This is a genomic window from Nocardia mexicana NBRC 108244 (assembly GCF_001613165.1).
GTDB classification, from domain to species: Bacteria; Actinomycetota; Actinomycetes; order Mycobacteriales; family Mycobacteriaceae; genus Nocardia; species Nocardia mexicana.
Map to the genome: position 1 here is coordinate 14,437 of NZ_BDBV01000005.1, position 20,411 is coordinate 34,847.

General features: G+C 69.6%; 19 protein-coding genes. 7 read left to right on the forward strand and 12 right to left on the reverse strand.

The window, feature by feature from the left end; translation table 11 throughout:
• Positions 1-175: 175 nt before the first annotated feature.
• A complete protein-coding gene (locus tag NM1_RS02650; RefSeq protein WP_068013468.1) occupies positions 176-2,182 on the reverse strand; it encodes a magnesium chelatase subunit D family protein in 2,007 nt (668 codons plus the stop codon).
• Between the two features lie 138 nt (positions 2,183-2,320).
• A complete protein-coding gene (locus tag NM1_RS02655; protein ID WP_068013470.1) occupies positions 2,321-2,962 on the reverse strand; it encodes an AAA family ATPase in 642 nt (213 codons plus the stop codon).
• 62 nt (positions 2,963-3,024) lie between these two features.
• On the opposite strand from NM1_RS02655, the gene NM1_RS02660 reads away from it, so the two are divergent.
• Together NM1_RS02660 and NM1_RS02665 are read left to right on the forward strand one after the other, a co-directional pair.
• Positions 3,025-3,768, forward strand: coding sequence for an EI24 domain-containing protein (locus tag NM1_RS02660; RefSeq protein WP_068013472.1), 744 nt, complete (start codon positions 3,025-3,027; stop codon positions 3,766-3,768).
• A gap of 48 nt (positions 3,769-3,816) precedes the next feature.
• The gene (locus NM1_RS02665) at positions 3,817-4,566 is read left to right on the forward strand and encodes an SDR family NAD(P)-dependent oxidoreductase (RefSeq protein ID WP_246011409.1); all 750 of its coding nucleotides are present in this window, start codon (positions 3,817-3,819) and stop codon (positions 4,564-4,566) included.
• 12 nt (positions 4,567-4,578) lie between these two features.
• Here NM1_RS02665 and NM1_RS02670 read toward each other — a convergent pair whose 3' ends face one another.
• Positions 4,579-4,950, reverse strand: a complete 372-nt coding sequence (locus NM1_RS02670; protein ID WP_068013474.1) for a winged helix-turn-helix transcriptional regulator — start codon at positions 4,948-4,950, stop codon at positions 4,579-4,581.
• Positions 4,951-5,015: 65 nt separating this feature from the next.
• On the opposite strand from NM1_RS02670, the gene NM1_RS02675 reads away from it, so the two are divergent.
• Positions 5,016-5,633, forward strand: coding sequence for an NAD(P)-dependent oxidoreductase (locus NM1_RS02675; RefSeq protein ID WP_068013476.1), 618 nt, complete (start codon positions 5,016-5,018; stop codon positions 5,631-5,633).
• 230 nt (positions 5,634-5,863) lie between these two features.
• Here the strand turns inward: NM1_RS02675 and NM1_RS02680 are convergent, their stop codons facing one another.
• The gene (locus NM1_RS02680) at positions 5,864-6,313 is read right to left on the reverse strand and encodes a GNAT family N-acetyltransferase (protein ID WP_068013478.1); all 450 of its coding nucleotides are present in this window, start codon (positions 6,311-6,313) and stop codon (positions 5,864-5,866) included.
• Between the two features lie 27 nt (positions 6,314-6,340).
• Positions 6,341-7,852 (reverse strand): malate dehydrogenase (quinone), encoded by a 1,512-nt coding sequence (gene mqo / locus NM1_RS02685; RefSeq protein WP_068013480.1) that lies wholly within the window; start codon positions 7,850-7,852, stop codon positions 6,341-6,343.
• A 190-nt stretch (positions 7,853-8,042) separates the two neighbouring features.
• On the opposite strand from mqo, the gene NM1_RS02690 reads away from it, so the two are divergent.
• The gene (locus NM1_RS02690; RefSeq protein WP_084519098.1) at positions 8,043-9,080 is read left to right on the forward strand and encodes an alpha/beta hydrolase; all 1,038 of its coding nucleotides are present in this window, start codon (positions 8,043-8,045) and stop codon (positions 9,078-9,080) included.
• Between the two features lie 14 nt (positions 9,081-9,094).
• Here NM1_RS02690 and NM1_RS02695 read toward each other — a convergent pair whose 3' ends face one another.
• From NM1_RS02695 to NM1_RS02720, 6 genes are all read right to left on the reverse strand, one after another.
• Positions 9,095-9,658, reverse strand: coding sequence for a hypothetical protein (locus NM1_RS02695; RefSeq protein ID WP_068013482.1), 564 nt, complete (start codon positions 9,656-9,658; stop codon positions 9,095-9,097).
• 361 nt (positions 9,659-10,019) lie between these two features.
• Entirely contained in the window at positions 10,020-11,744 is a 1,725-nt protein-coding gene (locus NM1_RS02700) for a cobyric acid synthase (protein ID WP_068013485.1), read from the reverse strand.
• A 71-nt stretch (positions 11,745-11,815) separates the two neighbouring features.
• A complete protein-coding gene (gene map / locus NM1_RS02705; RefSeq protein WP_068013505.1) occupies positions 11,816-12,679 on the reverse strand; it encodes a type I methionyl aminopeptidase in 864 nt (287 codons plus the stop codon).
• 21 nt (positions 12,680-12,700) lie between these two features.
• Positions 12,701-13,408 (reverse strand): DUF6081 family protein, encoded by a 708-nt coding sequence (locus NM1_RS02710; protein WP_068013487.1) that lies wholly within the window; start codon positions 13,406-13,408, stop codon positions 12,701-12,703.
• A gap of 26 nt (positions 13,409-13,434) precedes the next feature.
• On the reverse strand, positions 13,435-14,322 hold the full coding sequence (locus NM1_RS02715) for an SAM-dependent methyltransferase (protein ID WP_068013489.1): 888 nt from the start codon (positions 14,320-14,322) through the stop codon (positions 13,435-13,437).
• Positions 14,323-14,400: 78 nt separating this feature from the next.
• The gene (locus NM1_RS02720; RefSeq protein ID WP_147289010.1) at positions 14,401-14,853 is read right to left on the reverse strand and encodes a pyridoxamine 5'-phosphate oxidase family protein; all 453 of its coding nucleotides are present in this window, start codon (positions 14,851-14,853) and stop codon (positions 14,401-14,403) included.
• 330 nt (positions 14,854-15,183) lie between these two features.
• Between NM1_RS02720 and NM1_RS02725 the strand changes: the two genes are divergently transcribed.
• Complete coding sequence (locus tag NM1_RS02725; protein WP_068013491.1) at positions 15,184-16,089, forward strand: Sco1979 family transcriptional regulator; 906 nt, start codon at positions 15,184-15,186, stop codon at positions 16,087-16,089.
• Positions 16,090-16,155: 66 nt separating this feature from the next.
• Positions 16,156-17,163: an LLM class flavin-dependent oxidoreductase gene (locus NM1_RS02730; RefSeq protein WP_068013493.1), complete on the forward strand. Its 1,008-nt coding sequence runs from the start codon at positions 16,156-16,158 to the stop codon at positions 17,161-17,163.
• Positions 17,164-17,302: 139 nt separating this feature from the next.
• Here the strand turns inward: NM1_RS02730 and NM1_RS02735 are convergent, their stop codons facing one another.
• The gene (locus tag NM1_RS02735) at positions 17,303-17,893 is read right to left on the reverse strand and encodes a hypothetical protein (protein ID WP_068013496.1); all 591 of its coding nucleotides are present in this window, start codon (positions 17,891-17,893) and stop codon (positions 17,303-17,305) included.
• Positions 17,894-18,108: 215 nt separating this feature from the next.
• Here NM1_RS02735 and NM1_RS40735 point away from each other — a divergent pair, with 215 nt between their 5' ends.
• Positions 18,109-20,346 (forward strand): sensor histidine kinase, encoded by a 2,238-nt coding sequence (locus NM1_RS40735; RefSeq protein ID WP_084519100.1) that lies wholly within the window; start codon positions 18,109-18,111, stop codon positions 20,344-20,346.
• Positions 20,347-20,411: the final 65 nt, after the last annotated feature.

The following is a 20,411-nucleotide window of genomic DNA, read 5'->3' on the forward strand; positions in this document are numbered from 1 at the left end:
AGAGCGCACCGGTGCACGGTGACCACGACACCGTCGAACGCCGCCGTCGCTGCCCACGGCCGAACGAGCGCTCAGCGTGTCGTTCGCCGCCGCCGCAGCGCTGTCACATTGCCAGCGGGAACGGAGGCTCCACCGCACCCGGCGAAGCCGTGAGCCCGAACGCCTCCCGGCCGATTCACGCGGCCCGGGAGGAACCTGCCGCGCGCACCGCACCGGCGACGGAATCGCCTGTGAGCTCCGACAATTGGAGGTATGTCGCCCGGAGATCCCGGGCCAGGTCCGCCGCGAGGCCCAGGCGGATCATGCCGCGCTCGCAGTCCACCACGACCCCGCCGACACCGTCCCCGGCGAGCCTGCGGGCGGCGGTCCGGGCGCGCGGCACCGGGTCGACCCCGCCGGTGGCGCGGCCGTCGGTGAGCAGCACGAGCATCGCGCGCCGCTGCGGGTCGCGCACGCGTTCGCGCTGCACGATCTCGCGGGCGCGCACCAGCCCGTTCGCCAGGGGCGTCTTGCCGCCGGTCCGCAGGTCGGCCAGTCGCCGCACCGCGATGTCGACCGAGGAGGTCGGGGGCAGCACCAGCTCGGCCTCGGCGCCGCGCATGGTGATCACGGCGACCTTGTCGCGGCGCTGGTAGGCGTCGCGCAGCAGCGCCACGACCGCACCGGTGACGGCGGCGAGCCGGTCGCGGGCCGCCATCGACCCGGACGCGTCCACCACGAAGACCACCAGATTGCCTTCGCGCCCTTCGCGATACGCGCCGCGCAGGTCCCCGGCCTGCAGGGCGAGCGGACCGGAGGACCGGCCGCGCGCCCGCTGGTGCGGCGCGGCGGCGAAGACGGTACCCAGCAGGTGCAGCCCGGTCGAGGTGTCGGAGGTCGAGCGAACGACCCGCCCGTGCCGGGAGCGCGCCCGCGAGCGGCGGCCCGGTGCGCCCTCGCCCACTCCCGGAATCTCCCAGTGTGGCGGGCGCGCAACAGAATTCACCGGCGCTCCGGCGCGGCCCTCACGGGCACCGCCGCCCGGTCCACCGTCGGGTGAATCGCCCCCGTCGCCCGGGCCACCGTCGGGTGAGTCGGGCCCGCCGTCCGGATCGTCGGAACCATCCGGGCCGCTGTCGGGGCGGTCGGGGTGATCGCCGGAGCCGCTGTCGCCACCGTCCCCGGACTCCGCTTCGCTTGTGCCCGAGTCGGTTTGGGACTGCTCGGCCTGCTCCCCCGCCTGCTGCATGGCCTCGTCCAACTGGTCCTCGCTGATGCCCGGCTCGTCGAACGGATCGCGCCGACGCCGATGCGGCAGTGCCAGTTCCGCGGCGACGCGGACGTCTTCGGCTGTCACGCAGTCGCTTCCGCGCCAGGCCGCATGCGCGGTCGCGGTGCGGGCCACGACCAGATCCGCCCGCATGCCGTCGACATCGAAGGCGGCGCACAGCGCGGCGATCCGGCGCAGTTCCACATCGTCGAGCGCGACCTCGCCGAGCCGATCCCGCGCACCGAGGATCCGCTCGGCCACCTCCCGGTCGGCACCTGCGTAGCGGGCGGCGAATTCCGCCGGGTCCGCCTCGTAGTCCAGGCGGCGACGCACCACCGCCATCCGCACGTCGACATCCCGGGACGCCGCCACGTCGACGGTCAGGCCGAACCGGTCCAGCAGCTGCGGACGCAGCTCGCCCTCCTCCGGATTCATGGTGCCCACCAGGACGAATCGCGCCGGATGCGAATGCGATACCCCGTCGCGCTCGATATGCACGCGGCCCATGGCGGCGGCATCGAGCAGCACGTCCACCAGGTGGTCGTGCAGCAGGTTCACCTCGTCGACGTAGAGCACACCGTGATGCGCGGCCGCCAGCAGACCGGGCCGGAACGCCTGCTCGCCGTCCCGCAGCACCCGCTCCAGGTCCAGCGATCCGACCACCCGGTCCTCGGTCGCACCGACCGGCAGCTCCACCAGCCGGGCGGGCCGCTCCCCGCGCTCGTCCACGATCGGCGGCAGCAGCTGCGCCAGCGCCCGCACCACGGTCGATTTCGCGGTCCCCTTCTCCCCGCGCACCAGCACGCCGCCGATCCCCGGATGCACCGCGCACAGAATCAACGCCAGCTGCAGCCGCTCCTGCCCCACCACCGCCGAGAACGGAAATCCGGCCTCGTCACGCGCTGACGTGGTCGTATCGGTTCGCGGAGCCACAGTGGTTCGGGATTCGGACACGCCACAACTCTAGGCGCGCCGCCCCTGCCGCCCGGCGCCACCCTCCTGTGAACAACCGCACTCACACAACTCTTCGCAAGGGCACGCGCGCAGCCGACTGCCCGGGCGGCGGGTCGACTAGAGGCCGAACATCCGTGCCACCTGGTCGACGAGATGCGCCTCCGGGACGGCGGGCCCGACATCGACCACGGGGAGTGCGAGACGTGTGGTCTGTTCCCGGAGACGATCGGTGAACAGACGGTCGCGCTCGAGCAGGTTTCGTGCGGCGCGCTCGGGATCACTGGTCCTGGCGGGGATCTGCCAACCACGACGGTCGAACGCCGCCCGCCGGAACTCCGGTGTCGGCAGCAGCCAGACGCCCCGGCGCGGCTCGGACAGCAACGGTGCGACCAGATCCGGCAGCAGGCGGAATCCCTCGGCGACAACACCGACCTCGGCGGGCAGGCGCAGCAGATCGTCGACGATGAGACCGAATCCCTCGCCCCGGAACCAGTGGAACGTGTCGAGCATCGTCTCCGGGGTCCGATTCACCCAGCGCTCGTCCATGCTCATCGCCAGGAAGTCGTGCAGCATGGGCGCATCGGTGGCGCGCCCGGCGTGGTCGGCCATGGCGTCGTCGGTCGAATACACGTGCAGGCCGTACCGGGCCGCGAGGCGACGGGCGACGGTGGACTTGCCCGCGCCGCTGCCCCCGCCGACCCAATAGACATGCCGCAACCGTGCCGCGGTGCGGCGCCGGTGATCATCTTCGTCGCCCATCCGGTCCAGTATTGCCACCGCAGCCGGCACCCTCGACGCCGGAAGCCGATTACGCTGGGCCGGTGCGTGATCTGGCGAACGGATTCGGTTACCTCGTGCGCGGGCAGCGGTGGGTGGCGACCCATCGGCGCTCGCTGGGGATGGGGCTGGTGCCCGGCGTGATCGCGCTGGTGTTGTATCTGGCCGCGCTGATCGCGCTCGTGGTCTTCGCGGGCGACATCGTGGACTGGGCAACGCCGTTCGCCGACACCTGGGCCTCGCCGTGGCCGGGGCTGCTGCGGGGATTCCTGGCCGTACTGCTGATCGTGCTGGGACTGCTGCTGTCGGTGATCACCTTCACCGCGGTGACGCTCGCGATCGGGCAGCCGTTCTACGAGGCGCTGTCCGAGCAGGTCGACAGGTCGCAGTCGCCCGACGGCACCGCACCCGAATCCGGCCTGCCGTTCTGGCGCGAGCTGTGGATCTCGGTGCGCGACAGCCTGCGCATCGTGGTGCGCGCCGCGCTGTGGGGCGTGCTGCTGTTCGCCGCCGGGTTCCTGCCGGTGGTGGGGCAGACGGTGGTCCCGGTGCTGGTCGTGTGCGTCACCGGGTACTTCCTCACCCAGGAGCTGACCTCCGTCGCCATGCAGCGCCGCGGCGTGGCCCTGCGCGAGCAGCTCGCGATCCTGCGCACTCGGCGAATGCTGGTGTGGGGCTTCGGAACTCCCCTCGCCGCCGCGTTCCTGATCCCGTTCGTGGCGGTGTTCCTGATGCCGGGCGCGGTCGCCGGTGCGACGCTGCTGGTACGAGACCTCGGCGGGGCGTGAGACCAGCCGGTATGACAACCCGAGCGGCCGCACGGCATCATCGGTCGAGTGAGATTCTCGGACAAAGTCGTACTGATCACCGGCGGAACCAGCGGCATGGGGCTGGAGACCGCGCGGCGCGTCCTCGCCGAAGGCGGCAGTGTGATCATCACCGGGCGTGACCAGGTCAAACTCGATGCCGCCGCCAAGGACCTCGACGGTGGCGAACGCCTGCTGGCGGTGCGCGGCGACGTCGCCGACCTCGGCGGGCTCGACTCCCTCATGACCGCGATCCGCGACCGCTTCGGGCGCCTGGACGTGCTGTTCGCCAACGCCGGAGGCGGCATCTTCAAGCCGTTCGCCGAGATCACCGAGGCCGATTTCGACTCCGTGGTCGACATCAACTTCAAGGGCGTGTTCTTCACCATCCAGCGCGCGCTGCCGCTGATGCCGAACGGTTCGTCGGTCGTGATCAACGCCTCCTGGACCCTGCATCGCGGAAACCCCGGCGCCACAGTGTATTCGGCGACCAAGGCCGCGGTGCACAACCTCGCGCGCACCTTGGCCGCCGACCTCGCACCGCAGGGCATCCGGGTCAACTCGATCAGCCCCGGCTACATCGACACCCCGCTGTTCTCGGAGTCCGCGCTGCCCGCCGACCAGGCGGCCGCCCTGCGCGGCCGCGTGGCCGCCGGACGATTCGGCCGACCCGAGGAGGTCGCCGACGCCGTCGCATTCCTCGCGTCCGACGAGGCGTCCTACATCAACGGCCAGGACCTCGTCATCGACGGCGGGTTGGTGGCTACCTTCGCGTCCTGACCCGCTGCCTGCTCACGCACCCAATGCGGTGGATTCCTCGGGCAGCGGATCGGCGGCGTCGAGCAGTTCGTCCCAGTGCTGCTGCGCCCATTCGCAGATCGCCTGCAGGGGAACCAGAATGCTGTAGCCCAGCGTGGTCAGCTCGTAGGTGACCTGGCGGCCCTCGACGGTCCGCGCGACCAGCCCGAGCCGTTCGAGGGTCCGCAGGGACTGCGTCATTACCTTGGGGGTGATGCGCGCCAACGGGATTCGCAGTTCGGAATACCGGCGCGGCCCGTCGGCGAGGCAGGCCACGATCAGCGCGCCCCACTTGTCGCCGATACGAATGGGAGACAGGCCGGACGGGCACAGTTCATCGAACATCTGCGGATCGAGCGGACGCATTCCCCCAGCGTAACGAGTCGCGAGGTATCCGAACGGTAACCATGCCCGCGGCTACCGTCGCCGCCATGACACACATCATCGTTTTCGGAGCAGGTGGGCGCGCCGGTCGGACGATCGCGGCGGAGGCGCAGGCCCGGGGCCACGACGTCACTCGCGTGGTGCGCGATCCGTCCCGGTACCCGGATCTCGACGCCGCCGCAGGTGACGTCACCGACGCGGCGCGAATCGCGGAACTGGCGGCGGGCCACGACGTCGCCGTGCACGCGGCCGCGAGCCTGAAAACCCCTGCCGACTTCTTCCCTGCCGCGGCGCAGGCCCTGCTCACCGGCCTCGCCGCCGCGGGCGTTCCCCGGCTCGTCGCAATCGGCCTGTCCTCGAGCCTGCCCGGCGCCGACGGCGTCCTGCTGCGCGACGCCCCGGACTCCCCCGCCCAATATCGCGACTTCATCCTCGGCCACGGCGCCGGGACCGACGTCGTGCAAACCACCGCCACCGAGATCGACTGGACCATCCTCGCCCCGGCCGGGGACTTCGACCACACCGGCGCCCCGGTCGGCCGCTACCGCACGGCCGTCGCCGAACCGACCCTGCGAATCACCTACCCGGACTTCGCTCGCGCGGTGGTCGACGAGATCGAGCAGCGGAGTCGCTCGCGTACCTTTTACGCGGTCACCGCCCCGTGAGTGGACCCATTTCCACTATTTCCGGCACGCTTTCGGCCGGAATCCACCGCGGAGATCCCGGCCAACAGCACGCCGGGAACAAGAGAGGAACGAGCACGCCGGGAACAAGAGAGGAACTAGCACGCCGAGATACAAACGGAGCGAGCACGCCTGGCTGGTGAGAGAGCAAGTCCCGCAACCGTTCTCGGTTGCGGGACCTGAAATCACGGCGCGGGCGCCGAGGCGTGGGGCTATCCGCGGCGCATCGGGATGTGCGGGATGCCGTCCTCGATGTACTCCTCGCCGTCGGTCTGGAAACCGTGCTTGGTGTACATGTCGACCAGGTAGGTCTGGGCGTTCAAACGCACCGTGGCCGAACCGGTTTCGGCGAGCGCCGCCTGCAGCAGCCGGGTGGTGTAGCCGTGCCCGCGTGCGGGCGGCGAGGTGCACAGGCGGCCGATGCGGAAGGAATCCACGCCGTCGTGGTGCTCCTCCAGCAGCCGCAGGGTGCTGATGATCTCGCCCTCGTCGTCCAGCCAGAGGTGCCGCGTCTCGGGCAGCAGGTCGAGGCCGTCCAGTTCCGGGTACGCGCACTTCTGTTCGACGACGAACACCTCGACGCGAAGCTTCAACAGCTTGTACAGGGTCGCGGTGTCCAGATCTGCGGCCCACGCCCTTTTGAGAGAAACCGTTGACATCATCGCGTCTTGCTATCACATAGCCCGGGGCTACGCGACTCCGGCCGGCGTCGGCGTGTTGTCGACCAGGTTGTCGCGTGTCAGGTGCAGGGCCTTGTTCGACCAGTCCCACACCTCGCCGTAGAGCGCCTGGTTCTCCGACAGCTTCACGCCCAGCGAGGGCACCATTTCCTTCAGCTTGGGCGTCCACCCGGCGTACTCCTGCGGGAAGCACCGCTGCAGCACGTCCAGCATCGCGCTGACGCAGGTGGAGGCGCCCGGCGAGGCGCCGAGCAGGCCGGCCACCGAACCGTCGCCCGCGGCGATCACGGCGGTGCCCAGCTCCAGCACCCCGCCGACACCCTTGCGACGGATGATCTGCACGCGCTGACCGGCCGTGATCAGCTCCCAGTCCGGGCCCTCGGCGCGCGGGATGAACTCCTCCATCGTGTTCACCTTGCCCGCGGGCGACTTGAGCAGCTCGCTGACCAGGTATTTGACCAGCCCCAGCTCGGTGACGCCGACGCCCAGCATCGGCGTCAGGTTGCCCGCGCGCACCGACTTCACCAGGTCGGTGAGCTTGCCGTCCTTGAGGAACTTCGGGGTCCACCCGGCGTAGGGGCCGAACAGCAGGCCCGCCCGGCCGTTGATCACGCGAGTGTCCAAGTGCGGCACCGACATCGGCGGCGCGCCGACCGCGGCCTTGCCGTACACCTTGGCGTTGTGCTGCTGGATCAGCTCCGGGTTGGTACAGCGCAGGAACTGACCGCTGACCGGGAATCCGGCGAAGCCCTTGATCTCCTTGATCCCGGACTTCTGCAGCAGCGGCAGCGCGTAACCGCCCGCGCCGACGAAGACGAACTTCGCGTTCACGGTGCGGGTGGCTCCGGTGCGGGTATTGCGGGACCGCACGTTCCAGCTGCCGTCGGACTGCTTGTCGAGATCGAGAACCGCGTTGCCGAAGGCGATCTCGACGCCGCTGTAACCCAGATAGGCCAGCAGCTGCTTGGTCAGCGAGCCGAAGTCGATATCGGTGCCGAAGTCGGTCCAGTTCAGCGCGACGGGATCGGAGTAGTCGCGGCCCTTGGCCATCAGCGGCAGGCGCCGCGCGAACTCGTCGGGGGCGTCGATGTACTCCATGCCCTCGAACAGCGGGTGCCGCGACAGCGCCTCATAGCGCTTGCGCAGGTAGTCGACGTTGTCGGCGCCGTGGACGAAGCTGACGTGCGGAATGGGGTTGATGAACGCCGACGGGTCACCGAGCACCCCGTTCTCGACGGCGTGCGCCCAGAACTGCCGCGATACCTGAAAGCGCTCGTTGATGTCGACGGCCTTGGACACGTCGACCGAGCCGTCGGCCTGCTGTGGGCTGTAGTTCAGCTCGCAGAGCGCGGAGTGACCGGTGCCCGCGTTGTTCCACGGGTCGCTGCTCTCCGGTGCGGCGGCGTCGAGCCGCTCGAACATGGTGATCGACCAGTCCGGCTGCAGCTGACGTAGCAGCGCGCCCAGGGTGGCACTCATGATGCCGGCACCGATGAGGACTACATCGGTCTTTTCAGTCATCGCAGCGTTCGGCACGGGTAGTTCGACTTCCTTGTCCTGCGCGGGTCAGCAACTTCAGCGGGAAGGTTACCCGCCGTTCACTTCAACCTGATTCTGCCCCTCACCATGCCCGATTCGGAAAGGGACTACGCGTGGTGTGACGGACTTCCCTCCCGCTGCCGCGGCTGAGCGGGTCGAATATCGTGGAGCTGTGACGAACGAGACGCCGGTGGCACCCGTGCGCACCGAGGCCTGGCAGGCCGATGTGCTGGGCAAAGGCTACGAACAGCTGACCATCCCGCTGGGCGCCGACCCGGACGGCGAGGGCACGGCCGAGGCCACCCTGGTGCGCTATGCGGCCGACGATGCCGAACAAGCTACGGGTGTCGTGCTCTACGTCCACGGCTTCACCGACTACTTCTTCCAGCGGCACGTGGCCGAGCACATGGTCACGCGCGGATACCGCTTCTACGCACTGGATCTGCGCAAGTGCGGCCGGTCGCTGCGGCCCGGACAGACCGCGCACTACGTCAGCGATCTGGCGCTCTACGACGCCGAGCTGAACGAGGCGCTGCGCATCGTCCGGGCGGAGACCGGGCTGCCGGTGCTGCTGATGGCGCACTCCACCGGCGGGCTGGTGGTGCCGCTCTGGCTGGATCGGCTCAACCGGTCCGAAAACGGTGCGGCACAAGACATCACAGGTCTGGTCCTGAACAGCCCGTGGTTCGATCTGCAGGGGCCGTCCTACTACCGGACCGTCGGCACGGCGGTCATTCACGGGCTGGGCCGGCTGCGGGCCATGACGCGGCTGCCGGGCGCCGAGGTCGACACCTACGGCGCCAGCCTGCACCACAGCGCGTCCGGCGAATGGGACTACAACCTGGACTGGAAGCCGCTGGCCGGATTTCCCGTGCACTTCGGCTGGCTGCGGGCGATCCGGCAGGGACATGCGCGGCTGCAGCGCGGGCTCGACATCGGGGTGCCGACGCTGATCCTGCGGTCGAAGGTGACGAAGTTCATGCGCCGGTACGGGCCCGCTGCCGATGTCGCCGACACAGTGCTCGATGTGCGCCAGATTCAGCGCTGGTCGGGCTGCCTGGGCGACCGCACCAATATCGTGCCCATCGAGGGCGCGCGGCACGACGTGTTCCTGTCCTCGGAGCCGGTGCGCGCGGCGGCCTTCGGCGAACTCGATTCCTGGCTGACGTGGCTGGCGGAGTTCGACGCGAAACCCGCACGCGCGGAGTAGCTCTCAGCGCGGGTTCACCAGAGACCGCTGCGCAGCACGATCTCGGTGGCCAGCTCGTGGTCGGCCTCGGTGGCCACGTGGGCCACGTCGACCTGCGTGACCCGGAATTCGCCGTAGACGTGCCGCCCGCTGGCCTCGGCGGCGGTGCGCGGCAGGTGTTTGGTGGCGATCACCGTGGTGGGCAGCTCCACGGCCGGGCAGGTGGAGTCGCCGACCGTGCCGTCGGCGCCCGCGACGGCCGGATGCGCCCGCCCGGCCACGACCAGCCCGATGAACCGGCCGAAACCCCGCGCGGACAGCTGCCACGCCAGATCTGCTCCGGCGCCGACCCCGGCCAGGTTCGCCCAGGGGACGCCGAGATCGTCGAGGATGGCGTACACCGCCGTCGCATCCAGGTCGTCGAGTGTCTCGACCGCGATCGTGCGCAGGTCGGAGGTGTGCAGGCGTGTAGCTACCCGGTCGTAGACGTCTACCGGGTCGCCCGCGTCAGGGAGTAGCAGCACGGTGTGCCGCGAGTGCGGTCCGCCGACTCGCACGGTCCACGCGCGGTCCCCGACCGCGATCCGCCGAGTTTCCATGGAGCCCCACGCTACACGCCGCCACAGAGCCCGACCCCGTGTTACTGCCCACCATTCAGGCCAGTAGACGCATTGCCCCGGAGGTGGTGCGGGGTGGCCCACACCCCTGCGTGCGAGACGGCCGTCGCACGACACCACGCTCGCCTGCGGTAACCGGTCCCGGCGGCAGCCGACCCGGTGGCAGGTCGATCCCGGTGACAGCCGATCCCGACAACCCTGATGGCGGCGCGCCGCGTCCCGCAAATGCACTCGCCGCGCCGCATCCCGCAAATGCACTCGTCGGGCTGGTCGCCGGGCAGATCCGGCGGCGGTACAGCGGTCGTGGGTGCAGTCACGACCTTCGCCGACGGCACCGCGGGTGTCAGCGACCGATCGTGAGAGTGGGGAGGCCGGGCGGGGCGCCGGTGGTGAGCAGGTGTTCGAGCTGGTCGAGGTCGAGGTGTTTCTCGATCAGGTCGGCCAGCAGGTCCAGCTGGGCCGTGCGGATGTCGGCGACCGAAACATCCTCGGCGACAACGAAACCCGTGCGGCCTGCCCGCTGTGCGACTTCCCGGAGCCAGGCTCGCCGAAACTGGTCGGACTCCAATACTCCGTGCAGGTGGGTGCCCCAGACCGCGCCGCGCGCGCTGCCTTCCGGGATACCGTCTGCCAGCTCCAACCAAGCCCGTTCACCGTTGCGGCTTACCCGTCCGTGGTGAATCTCGTAGCCGTGCACCGCGATCCGCGCATCGGATTCCGCGGCACCGCCCGGCCGACGCGTGCCGCCGGGCACGGTCGGGGATGCATCGCCGCCGAGGAAAGGCGAATCGGTATCCGCCGGAGCAGGTTCCGCATCGCCAGTCGAGACGTTCGGTCGCGTCGCGCCGGCTCTGCTGTCGGCGGGGGCGCGCAACGGCGGACGCACGGGCGCGGCGCCCGCACCCGCCCGGTCGATCACATGTCCGCTCGTGCGGCGCAGAACCTTCGCGTCGGCGAACTCGATCTCGAGGTCCAGCAGGCCGAGCCCGGCGACTTCCCCGGCCGCGGATTCCACGTCGTCCAGAATGCGTCGGCCCAGCATCTGGTAGCCGCCGCAGATGCCCAGGATCGGGCCACCCGCTCGGGCGCGGGCGATGAGCGCATCGGCAATTCCGGTGCGGCGCAACCACTCCAGATCGCTCACGGTGGACTTGCTGCCCGGCAGGACCACGAGGTCGGCGCCGGTCAGTCGCGAGGGATCGCTCACCCAGCGCACCGAGACGCCCGGTTCGCAGGCCAGGGCCTCGACATCGGTGGAGTTGGAGATGCGGGGCAGCCGGATTGCCGCGACCGTCAGCCACTCGGTGCCGACCGGGGGTTGCGGGCGGCCGACCGGGGCGTCGGAGACGGTGCCGAGGGAGTCCTCGGCGTCGATCCAGAGGTCCTCGGCGTAGGGCAGCACGCCGAGCGTGGGACGGCCGGTGAGCGTGGCCAGCTGTTCGAGCCCCGGCCGCAGCAGCTCGACGTCGCCGCGGAACTTGTTGATCACGAAACCGGAAATCAGTTGCTGGTCTTCGGGTTCCAGGATCGCGACGGTGCCGAACAGGTGCGCCAGCACACCGCCGCGGTCGATGTCGCCGACGAGCAGGACCGGGAGGTCCGCGGCCCGCGCGAGACCCATATTCGCCAGATCGGTTGCCCGCAGGTTGATCTCGGCCGGTGATCCGGCGCCCTCGCAGATCACCACATCGAATTCGTCTCGCAGCGAGGCCAATTCGTCGGCGACCACCTGCCGCAGCCGCTGCCGGTGGCGGAAGTAGTCCCGCGCGCCCACGGTGTCGACCGCCCGCCCCCGCACCACCAGCTGCGACCGTCGATCGCTGCCCGGCTTCAGCAGCACGGGGTTGAACCGCACACTCGGCTCCAGGCCGCACGCCCGCGCCTGCAGCGCCTGCGCCCGCCCGATCTCCCCACCGTCCAGCGTCACCACCGAATTGTTCGACATGTTCTGCGCCTTGAACGGCGCCACCCGCACCCCCCGCCGCGCCAACATCCGGCAGATCCCCGCCACCACAACACTTTTCCCCGCGTCGGAGGTGGTCCCCGCCACCAACAACGCCCCCTTCACGGGAGGGTGAGGATCTCGGCGCCGTCGTCGGTTACCACCCACAGGCGCAAGCCTCGGACTGGGCGGGGTGCTCACGGGAGGGTGAGGATCTCTGCGCCGTCGTCGGTTACTACCAGGGTGTGCTCGAACTGGGCGGTCCATTTGCGGTCCTTGGTGACCACGGTCCAGCCGTCGTTCCAGATTTCGTAGTCGATGCCGCCGAGGTTGATCATCGGCTCGATGGTGAAGGTCATGCCGGGCTCGATGACCGACTCGACGGCGGGCTGGTCGTAGTGCAGGATCACCAGGCCGCTGTGGAACGTGGGGCCGACGCCGTGACCGGTGAAGTCGCGCACCACGCCGTAGCCGAAACGGTTGGCGTAGGACTCGATGACGCGGCCGATCACATTGAGCGCCCGGCCCGGACGGACGGCCTTGATCGCGCGCATGGTGGCCTCGTGGGTGCGCTCCACCAGCAGCCGCGCCTCCTCGTCCACATCACCCGCGAGGAAGGTCTTGTTGGTGTCGCCGTGCACGCCGTTGATGTAGGCGGTGACATCGATATTGACGATGTCGCCGTCCTCGATCACCGTCGAGTCGGGGATGCCGTGGCAGATCACCTCGTTCAGCGAGGTGCAGCACGACTTCGGGAAACCCTTGTAGCCCAGCGTCGACGGGTAGGCCCCGTGGTCGCACAGGTATTCGTGCACGATGCGGTCCAGCTCGTCGGTGGTGGTGCCCGGTGCGACCGCCCGGCCCGCCTCGTCGAGCGCCTGCGCCGCCAGCTTGCCCGCCAGCCGCATCTTCTCGATCGTCTCCGGCGACTGCACCCAGGGCTCGCTGCCCTCGTTGACGGTCTTCTTCCACGCGTATTCCGGGCGCTCGATCGACCGCGGAACCTCGCGGATCGGTGACTGGGTTCCGGGAACGAGCGGTTTGCGGGTGCGGACAGACATGTTCATCAGAATATCCGGACGTCAGCTTATGTCGAAGTGGCGCCAGTGCCCGTGGAGTCCCTGGCCGCGTAGCGAGGTGCTGCGCCCCTCCCGGATCGGGTGCAGGGTGATGAGCCCGAATCCGATCCGGACGGCGGTGGGCAGGCTCTCCGGGCGCGCGGTGAAGACCGGATTGCCATCGATCTGCCAGGTGACCCTGCGCTGCTCGGGGGCGACGGTCACCGCGTAGCGACGGAACCGGGCCGGTGCGATATCGACACCGGCCAGCGAGGCGTGGACGACATGGGTGAACGCGTCGCCCGGATCGACTACCCCGGGCACGAACAGGCGTTCGTGGATGGCGTAGGCGTGGCGGCTGGTGACGACGAGATCGAAGACGTCCGCACTGGTCATATCGAGGACGTTGAAGGCCGCGAACCCGTCGCGATAGTCCTCGCCGCCGGTGCCGATGTTCTCGGCGGCCATCTCCACGGAGAAGGTGCGCGGGCCGGCCGTGAGATCGAATTCCTCGGTCGACACGAGCAGATGTTTGGGATTGTCGAGGATCTGCACCTGCGAGTGCGACCGGGTGAATTCGTCGACGCGCACCGCGACGACCCCCTCGCCCACATCGGTCTTCGCATCGGGCTCTCGGTAGGTCCAGGTCCGGGTGTCGTCGAGGGGGACCTGGAGGTACTGCCAGCGGTCCTCGCGGAGGGCGGGGCCGGACAGGTCGTCGTAGCGGGGCATCGCTCTCGTTCCTTCCAGCCCGGTTCTCAGTCGTCGACGGGTCGCAGCGGGCCGGCATCGCGGCCGGCGGTCTTGTAGCCCACTCCGCCTAGCAGCAGCCGCTTTTCGGTGCAGCGGGGCTCGAGCGCGGGCCCCATGGGCCACCAGTCGTCGAGTTCGACCAGGCCGGGCTCGAGCAGCTCCAGATCCCCGAAGAATGCGGCGATCTCCGCTCGGGTGCGATACCAGCCCGACCCCAGACCCGCTGTGACGAACCGCTTTTGGAGCTCGACCGCCATATCGTGGGCATCCGATCCGTCGGCCGGATCCCAGAAGTGGGTGATGGCCACGTAGGAACCGGCCGGCACGGCATCGATGTAATGGCGCATGATGCCGACGGGGTCCAGGTCGTCGTCGACGTGGTGCAGGATGCCGCACAGGATCAGCGCCAGGGGCCTGTCCAGGTCGAGATGCGCAACGACCTCGGGATGCTTCAGCAGGGTGTTGGGCTCGGTCAGGTCCGCGGGGACGAAGTGGGTGTACTCGTTGCTCTCCAGCAGCACCCGCCCGTGCACGTTGCAGACGGGGTCGTTGTCGACGTAAACCACTGCCGCGGAACGGTTCTGCTGCTGGGCGATCTCGTGGGTGTTGCCGACGGTCGGCAGGCCCGCGCCGATATCGAGGAACTGATCGATACCGGCCGGTCCGGACAGGTAGCGGACCACGCGGTGCAGCCACTGCCGGTTCATCCACGCGACTTCGCCCTGTCTGGGCGCGATTTCGGCGACCTTGTCCCGGACCATGCGATCGACGTCGTAATTGTCCTTGCCACCGAGAGTGGCGTCGTAGACGCGGGCGATGCTCGCCCGCTCGGTGTCCACACCGACCGGCACACGCACCCCGGTGACCGGGGTGGACTCGGACACGTCGGGCATTTCAGCCTCTCTGAGCAGGAGTGATGTAGTTCATCAGCCTAGAGCCGCGCGCGGAGCGCGGCAACGAAACCCGAATATCTAGCGCCGCAGCACGCGACCGGGCAGCCAGCCGCCCTCCACATGCGTGACCCGCCACCAGTCGACCGTGACCGCGATCGGTTCGACCGGGGTCGCCAGGAACGGCTCGATCTGAGGTTCCTTGCGCCGCAACGCCTCGAACGTCTCGTCGCGGTCGGCGGCGTCGCGCACCACCGCGGTCCCGAGCCCCTGGGCGAACGGCTGCAGGAACCCCTCGGGCACGACCTTGACGCCGATGTTCGGATTCGCCCGCACGCACTCGAGGGTCCGCCCGCGGGATTCGAGGACGAGGGTCAACCGGAAAGGATCGTCGTCCAGTACCGCGAAGAACGCGTTGGAACACCAGTTGACACCGTCCTTCGAGGTCGCCAGGTCGATGCTCGAGTTACGGAGGATATCGGCGAGCTTGGCACGGATCTCCTGATCGGTGACCGCTGTTTCGGGTGATGCCATGATCGACTCCAATACTGTTGCGGTACTCGGTGTTTGCGGCCGAACCGATTCTCGCCCCCAATGCGTAGTCATATACGCGCGATACTTTGCGACGCGGTCAGTGTACGGGCGCCGGTTGCCGACACGCCCGAGAACTTCGGCAAGCAATCGTGTTGCGGTCGAAAGATATTCACATCGGACCTCGACGCACGGCATGACATTATCGGTCGCGCGGACGGCCCGAGGTTCGTGAATTCCAGTGCCGACAGGTAAAATTCGCGGTCTGCGGGGGGTGGCAGGACGGGGCTCCCGCACGACGATGGACATCACTACTGCGGCCGGAGGCGGTCCATGACCAACGGGCACGACAACGACGACGTGGAACCGGCTGTCGCCGAACGCGGGCCCACGGTGTTGCGAATCGCGCTCGGCAGCTGGCTACGCCGTCTCCGCGAGGACTGCGGGATCAGCCGGGAAGACGCGGGCGATTCGATTCGCGGCTCGCATGCCAAGATCACCCGGCTGGAGCGCGGCCAGACCGGCTACAAGGAACGCGACGTCCGGGACCTGCTCACCCTCTACGGCGTGCACGATCCCGAACGCCGGGAGACCTACCTCGACATGGCCCGCCGCGCCAACCAGCCGGGCTGGTGGCACAGCTACAACGACCTGCTGCCCTCGTGGTTCGAGACCTACCTGGGGCTCGAGCACGCCGCGACGACGATCCGGACCTACGAGCCGCAGTTCATTCCGGGCCTGCTGCAGACGGCCGACTACATCCGCTCCCTCCTCGCCGGGGGGCCACCCGGGGAGACCGAGCGCCGCGTCGCCATGCGCATGCGTCGCCAGCAGATCCTCACCCGGCGCGAGGCGCCCACGGTGTGGGCGGTCATCGACGAGAGCGCGCTGCGGCGCCCCGTCGGCGGGCCGGAGATCATGCTGGCGCAGATCGACCATCTCCTGCACACCGCCGCCACGCTGCCCAATGTCCGGATCCAGGTCCTGCCGTTCAGCGCGGGGGGATCCGCGTCGCCGGGCTGCCCGTTCAGCATCCTGCGATTCCGCGAGACCGAACTCGCCGACATCGTCTACACCGAACAGCTCACCAGCTCCGTATATCTCGACAAGCAGCGCGACGTCCAGGCCTACATGTCGGCGATGGACCGGCTCAGCGTGCAGGCCCTGGCGCCCAGGGCCAGCATCGAATTCCTCACCGCCGCCCGCCGCGATATGGGGGAACAGGACCGGACCGGTTAGCCCCGCGGAATACATCCGGACCATGGTCCGTTTAGCCTGTCGACAACACCGACAGAGGACGGGCACATGGAACTGGGACTGACAACCTTCGCCGAACGGCACGCCGTCGGCGATCGCCCCGCACCCAATGCGGGCGAACGGCTGCGCCAGGTGGTCGAGGAGGCGGTGGCCACCGAGCGGGCGGGCCTGGACGTGTACGGCGTCGGCGAGCATCACCGCGAGGACTTCGCGGGCTCGGCGCCGGAGATGGTGCTGGCGACCGTCGCGGGACGGACGGAGCACATCCAGCTGACCACCGCGGTCAGCGTGCTCAGCTCCGACGACCCGGTCCGGCTGTACGAGCGCTTCGCCACCCTGGACGCGCTGTCGAGCGGCCGCGCCGAATTGATGGCCGGTCGCGGCTCGTTCGTCGAATCGTTCCCGCTGTTCGGCTACGACCTCGGCGACTACGACGAGCTGTTCGCCGAGAAGCTGGATCTACTGCTGCGCCTGCGCGAGGACGGGCCGGTGACCTGGTCGGGCAAGTTCCGCGCGCCGCTGCGCGACACCGTCGTGTATCCGCGCACCGATCGGCCGCTGCCGGTCTGGATCGCGGTCGGCGGCAGCCCGGAATCGGTCGCCCGCGCCGGACTGCTCGGCCTGCCGCTGGCGATCGCGATCATCGGCGGCGCGCCCGCCCGGTTCCGGCCGCTGGTCGATCTGTACCACCGCGCGCTCGAACAGGGCGGGCACGAACCGCAGCCGATCGCGGTGCACGCCCACGGCTACATCGCCGACACCGACGAGCGGGCGGTCGCCGACTTCTACGAGCCCTACGCCGCCGCGATGAGCGGACTGGGTAAAGAACGCGGGTGGGGGCCGATGACCCGGACCCAGTTCGACGCCCTGCGCGGCCCCGGCGGCTCACTGTTCGTCGGCACCCCCGACCATGTCGCGGAAAAGGTCGCCGACATCCGCGACACCCTGGGCCTGGACCGGTTCATGCTGCATCCGAGCGTGGGCACCCTGCCGCACGATCGGGTGCTGCACACCATCGAGCTGCTTGGTGAGAAGGTGGCGCCGCAGGTCCGCTGACCGGTGGTCTTCGCTGGGAAAGGCGGCGTCCCCGGGCCCGTTGCGGGCACCGGGGACGTCGGCATCTGGAACGGTCCGGCGACTGATCAGCTACCCGGGCCGCTGTGGTCGATCCGGTCGAGTTCGGACCCGATCCCGATCAGTTGCCACCGAGGTACGGCCTGGGGTGCTTGCCCGGCTGCGATTTCCTCCCGGCGTCTTCGTTGTTTGCTTGCGCCTCGTCGTTGTAGAGATCCGAGTACTGGTTGGACAGCCCGGCTTCCGGACTTTCCCCGCTGTCCTGGGTGTACCGGCCGCCCGTGCCGGTGCCGTTGCTGTACTCGGCGCCGCCGTCGCCCTCCCCTTCGTCCTGCTGTGTGTACCCGCCGCCCGTGCCGTTGCTGTACTCCGCGCCGTCGCCGCCCTCCCCTTCATCGTCCTGGGTGAACCCGCTTCCCTTACCGGTGCTGTCGCCGCCTTTGCCTCCGGGGCTTGTATGGCCGCCGCGATTCCGGCTCGAATCGCCCAGATTCGCTTCGCCTTCCCCCTCTTCGCCGTCCTGCTGGTAGTTCGAGCCCTTCTCCTTGGACGTCCCGCTCTCGGCCTCGGGACCGTCTTCGGCCTGGCCCTGCTGGGAGGTATCGGCGCTTCCGGTGGACGGAAACGGAAGTTGAGGGGGTTCGGCGTTCGCGGCAATCGGCGCGACGACGATGCCTGCGATGGCGGCGAGCGTGACGACACTGCGAATCATGTGGGAGTCCTTACTGGTCTCGGTGTGTTTCGCATCCGGTCGATCTCGTGCATCCCCACGATAGGGGTGCGACATAATTCCAATTGGCAATCATGTGGTTACCGGCGTGGTCGGCGTGTCGCCGCGCTCGCCCCCGTGTGCCGCTACCCATGCGACACAGGTTCGCCGCGGAGCCGTTTCCGCTGGGTGGTTAGCCTTCCGAGAGTGAAACGCCGATGGATGCACTCCGGGGCGACGAGACAGCGGCGGGGTCGATGCAGGTGATTCGGATGCGCTCGCCCGGTCCGACGGCGGCCGGGCGGGCCGAGGAGCGGGCGCGACGCGCGATGGGCGTGGCGGCCGGGGTCGGCGGTGTGCTGTGGCTGTTCACCCACCGCCGGACCATTGCCGCCCAGGCCGACCTGATCGCCGCCTGGTGGACTCCGCTGGTGGTCACGCTGGTGTCGGTGGCCGGGTCGGCCCTGATCGCGGTGGCCGTGCTGCTGGGCGGACGGGCGGTGGGCACCGCCGCCGCGATGCTGGCCGTCGTCGTCCCGGCCGGTATCGCGACACTGCCGCTGGCGGGCGAGTTCGGCTGCTTCGGGCCCGCCGGAACCTGGATGCCGCCGCTGGTCGCCGTCTCGGCGATGGCGGGCGTGCTGGTCTGGCCGCGGGGGTGGCCGATCAATCTCGTGCTGACCGGCGCGGTAGCGGTCGCCGTGGACTTCTACGTCACCGGCGGCGCGGGCATCCACAGCGTGGCCGAGAGCCTCGCGCGGACCTGGGTGATGCAGGGGTTCTTCGCCTGTATCACGGCCGGAATCCTCCGTGCCGCAGTACAACTCGACGCGGCGACGGCGGCGACGGTGCGGCAGGCCGCGGTCGCCGCCTCGGCCGAGGCCACCGACCGGGAACGGTCCCGCTTCGCCGGACTCATCCACGACAATGTGCTCGCCACGCTGCGCGATGCCGCGCGCGGCGGCCGGGACACCCTGGTACCGGCGGCCACCCGAACCCTGCACCAACTCGACGACAGTTCACACGATGACGACGAGAAGGTCGCCGTACCCGCGGCGGTCGAGACGCTGCGGGGCGCGGCGCTGGAGGCGGGCGGCGGCATCACCGTCGATACGCGGATCGGCACGCACGCAACCGAACTGCCCGGCGACGTGGTCTCCGCACTCGGCGCCGCGGTCGGCGAGGCCGCGCGAAACAGTGTGCGGCACAGCGCGGTCGGCGGACGCGAGGTTGTCCGCACGGCACTCGTGGCGATCGACGACACGGGGGCGACCGTCCGGATCCGGGACGACGGAGCGGGATTCGATCCGGGGCGGGTGGCCGGCGACCGCCTCGGAATCCGGTCGAGCATCATCGCGCGAATGCGCCGCGTGCCCGGCGGTGACGCCGTCATCGAATCACAGCCCGGCCGCGGCACCGTCGTCACCCTGCGCTGGCTGCGCACCGCCGCGGCCGAGGCCCACCTGCCCACGCTGATCAGCGTGCGTGGCGGTTCCGGAATCGCGATGCTGGTCATGCTCGAACTGGCCGTCACGATGCTGATGGTCGGCTATCTGTCGGGCCGCGCCGATCCACACGCCGCGATCGCCGGATACGGGCTCGTCGGCGTGGCCGGGGCGGCCGTGCTCATCGCGCGGCACGACCCGCTGCCGCTGCCCGCCACCGCCTTCGCGATCCTCTCCGGCCCGGCTGCCGTGCTCGCGATCCGCATCCATCCGCCGGATCACTTCGTGCATCACGGTTCATGGATTCTCGTCGCCTATTCGTATGTGCTTGCGCTGCTTGCGATTCGGGGGCGCATCGCCGCGGCGTGGATCGGGCTCGCTACGGCCGCGGCGGTATTCGCCGCCACCGGCGCCGGGACCGCGGCGGCGATCGACGGCGCCGCCGTGACCACGGGAACAGTGCTCGCCGCCAGCGGCTTCGCCCTGTACATGCGGCCGATGCTGCGGTCGTTCCACCTCGCCCGCGCGGAGGTTGCCCGGCACGCGGGGGCCGAGGCACGCATCGCCGCGCAGGACCGGGAACGCCGCCGCCAGCTGTCCTACCTCGATCGGACGGCCCGCCCGATGCTGGAATCGATCGCCTCGGGCGAACCACCCGACGACGCGCGCAGGCAGGAATGCGCCCTGCTCGAGGCCCAGCTCCGCGACCGGCTGCGGGCACCGTGCTTCGACACCCCCGGCATGGTCGACGCCACCCGCCGGGCGCGGCGCCGCGGCGTCGCGGTCACGCTGCTCGACGACGGCGGTCTCGACGCGGCATCCGACGAGGTCCGCAACCGCGCCCTCGCCACCTCGACCGCGGCCCTGGACGCCACCACCGACGGCCGAATCACAGTGCGCGCCTTACCCCCCGGCCGCCCCCTCCTGGTAACCGTCGTCAGCGACCAACCCCTACGAATCGAGATCGGCCCGGACGGAACACCAACACCACAACACACGACCCACATCTGACCAAGACAAAACAATCCCCCGCCCACCACGACATTTCGCATTCCCCGCTCGCCAGGGCACCTTGC

Coding starts and splice junctions, on each gene's coding strand:
- NM1_RS02655 (WP_068013470.1), bottom strand. CDS start 2,962: ATGGGCGACGAAGATGATCACCGGCGCCGCACCGCGGCACGGTTGCGG.
- NM1_RS02675 (WP_068013476.1), top strand. CDS start 5,016: ATGACACACATCATCGTTTTCGGAGCAGGTGGGCGCGCCGGTCGGACG.
- NM1_RS02720 (WP_147289010.1), bottom strand. CDS start 14,853: ATGGCATCACCCGAAACAGCGGTCACCGATCAGGAGATCCGTGCCAAG.
- NM1_RS02695 (WP_068013482.1), bottom strand. CDS start 9,658: ATGGAAACTCGGCGGATCGCGGTCGGGGACCGCGCGTGGACCGTGCGA.
- mqo (WP_068013480.1), bottom strand. CDS start 7,852: ATGACTGAAAAGACCGATGTAGTCCTCATCGGTGCCGGCATCATGAGT.
- NM1_RS02680 (WP_068013478.1), bottom strand. CDS start 6,313: ATGATGTCAACGGTTTCTCTCAAAAGGGCGTGGGCCGCAGATCTGGAC.
- map (WP_068013505.1), bottom strand. CDS start 12,679: ATGTCTGTCCGCACCCGCAAACCGCTCGTTCCCGGAACCCAGTCACCG.
- NM1_RS02710 (WP_068013487.1), bottom strand. CDS start 13,408: ATGCCCCGCTACGACGACCTGTCCGGCCCCGCCCTCCGCGAGGACCGC.
- NM1_RS02715 (WP_068013489.1), bottom strand. CDS start 14,322: ATGCCCGACGTGTCCGAGTCCACCCCGGTCACCGGGGTGCGTGTGCCG.
- NM1_RS02730 (WP_068013493.1), top strand. CDS start 16,156: ATGGAACTGGGACTGACAACCTTCGCCGAACGGCACGCCGTCGGCGAT.
- NM1_RS02725 (WP_068013491.1), top strand. CDS start 15,184: ATGACCAACGGGCACGACAACGACGACGTGGAACCGGCTGTCGCCGAA.
- NM1_RS40735 (WP_084519100.1), top strand. CDS start 18,109: ATGGATGCACTCCGGGGCGACGAGACAGCGGCGGGGTCGATGCAGGTG.
- NM1_RS02735 (WP_068013496.1), bottom strand. CDS start 17,893: ATGATTCGCAGTGTCGTCACGCTCGCCGCCATCGCAGGCATCGTCGTC.
- NM1_RS02670 (WP_068013474.1), bottom strand. CDS start 4,950: ATGCGTCCGCTCGATCCGCAGATGTTCGATGAACTGTGCCCGTCCGGC.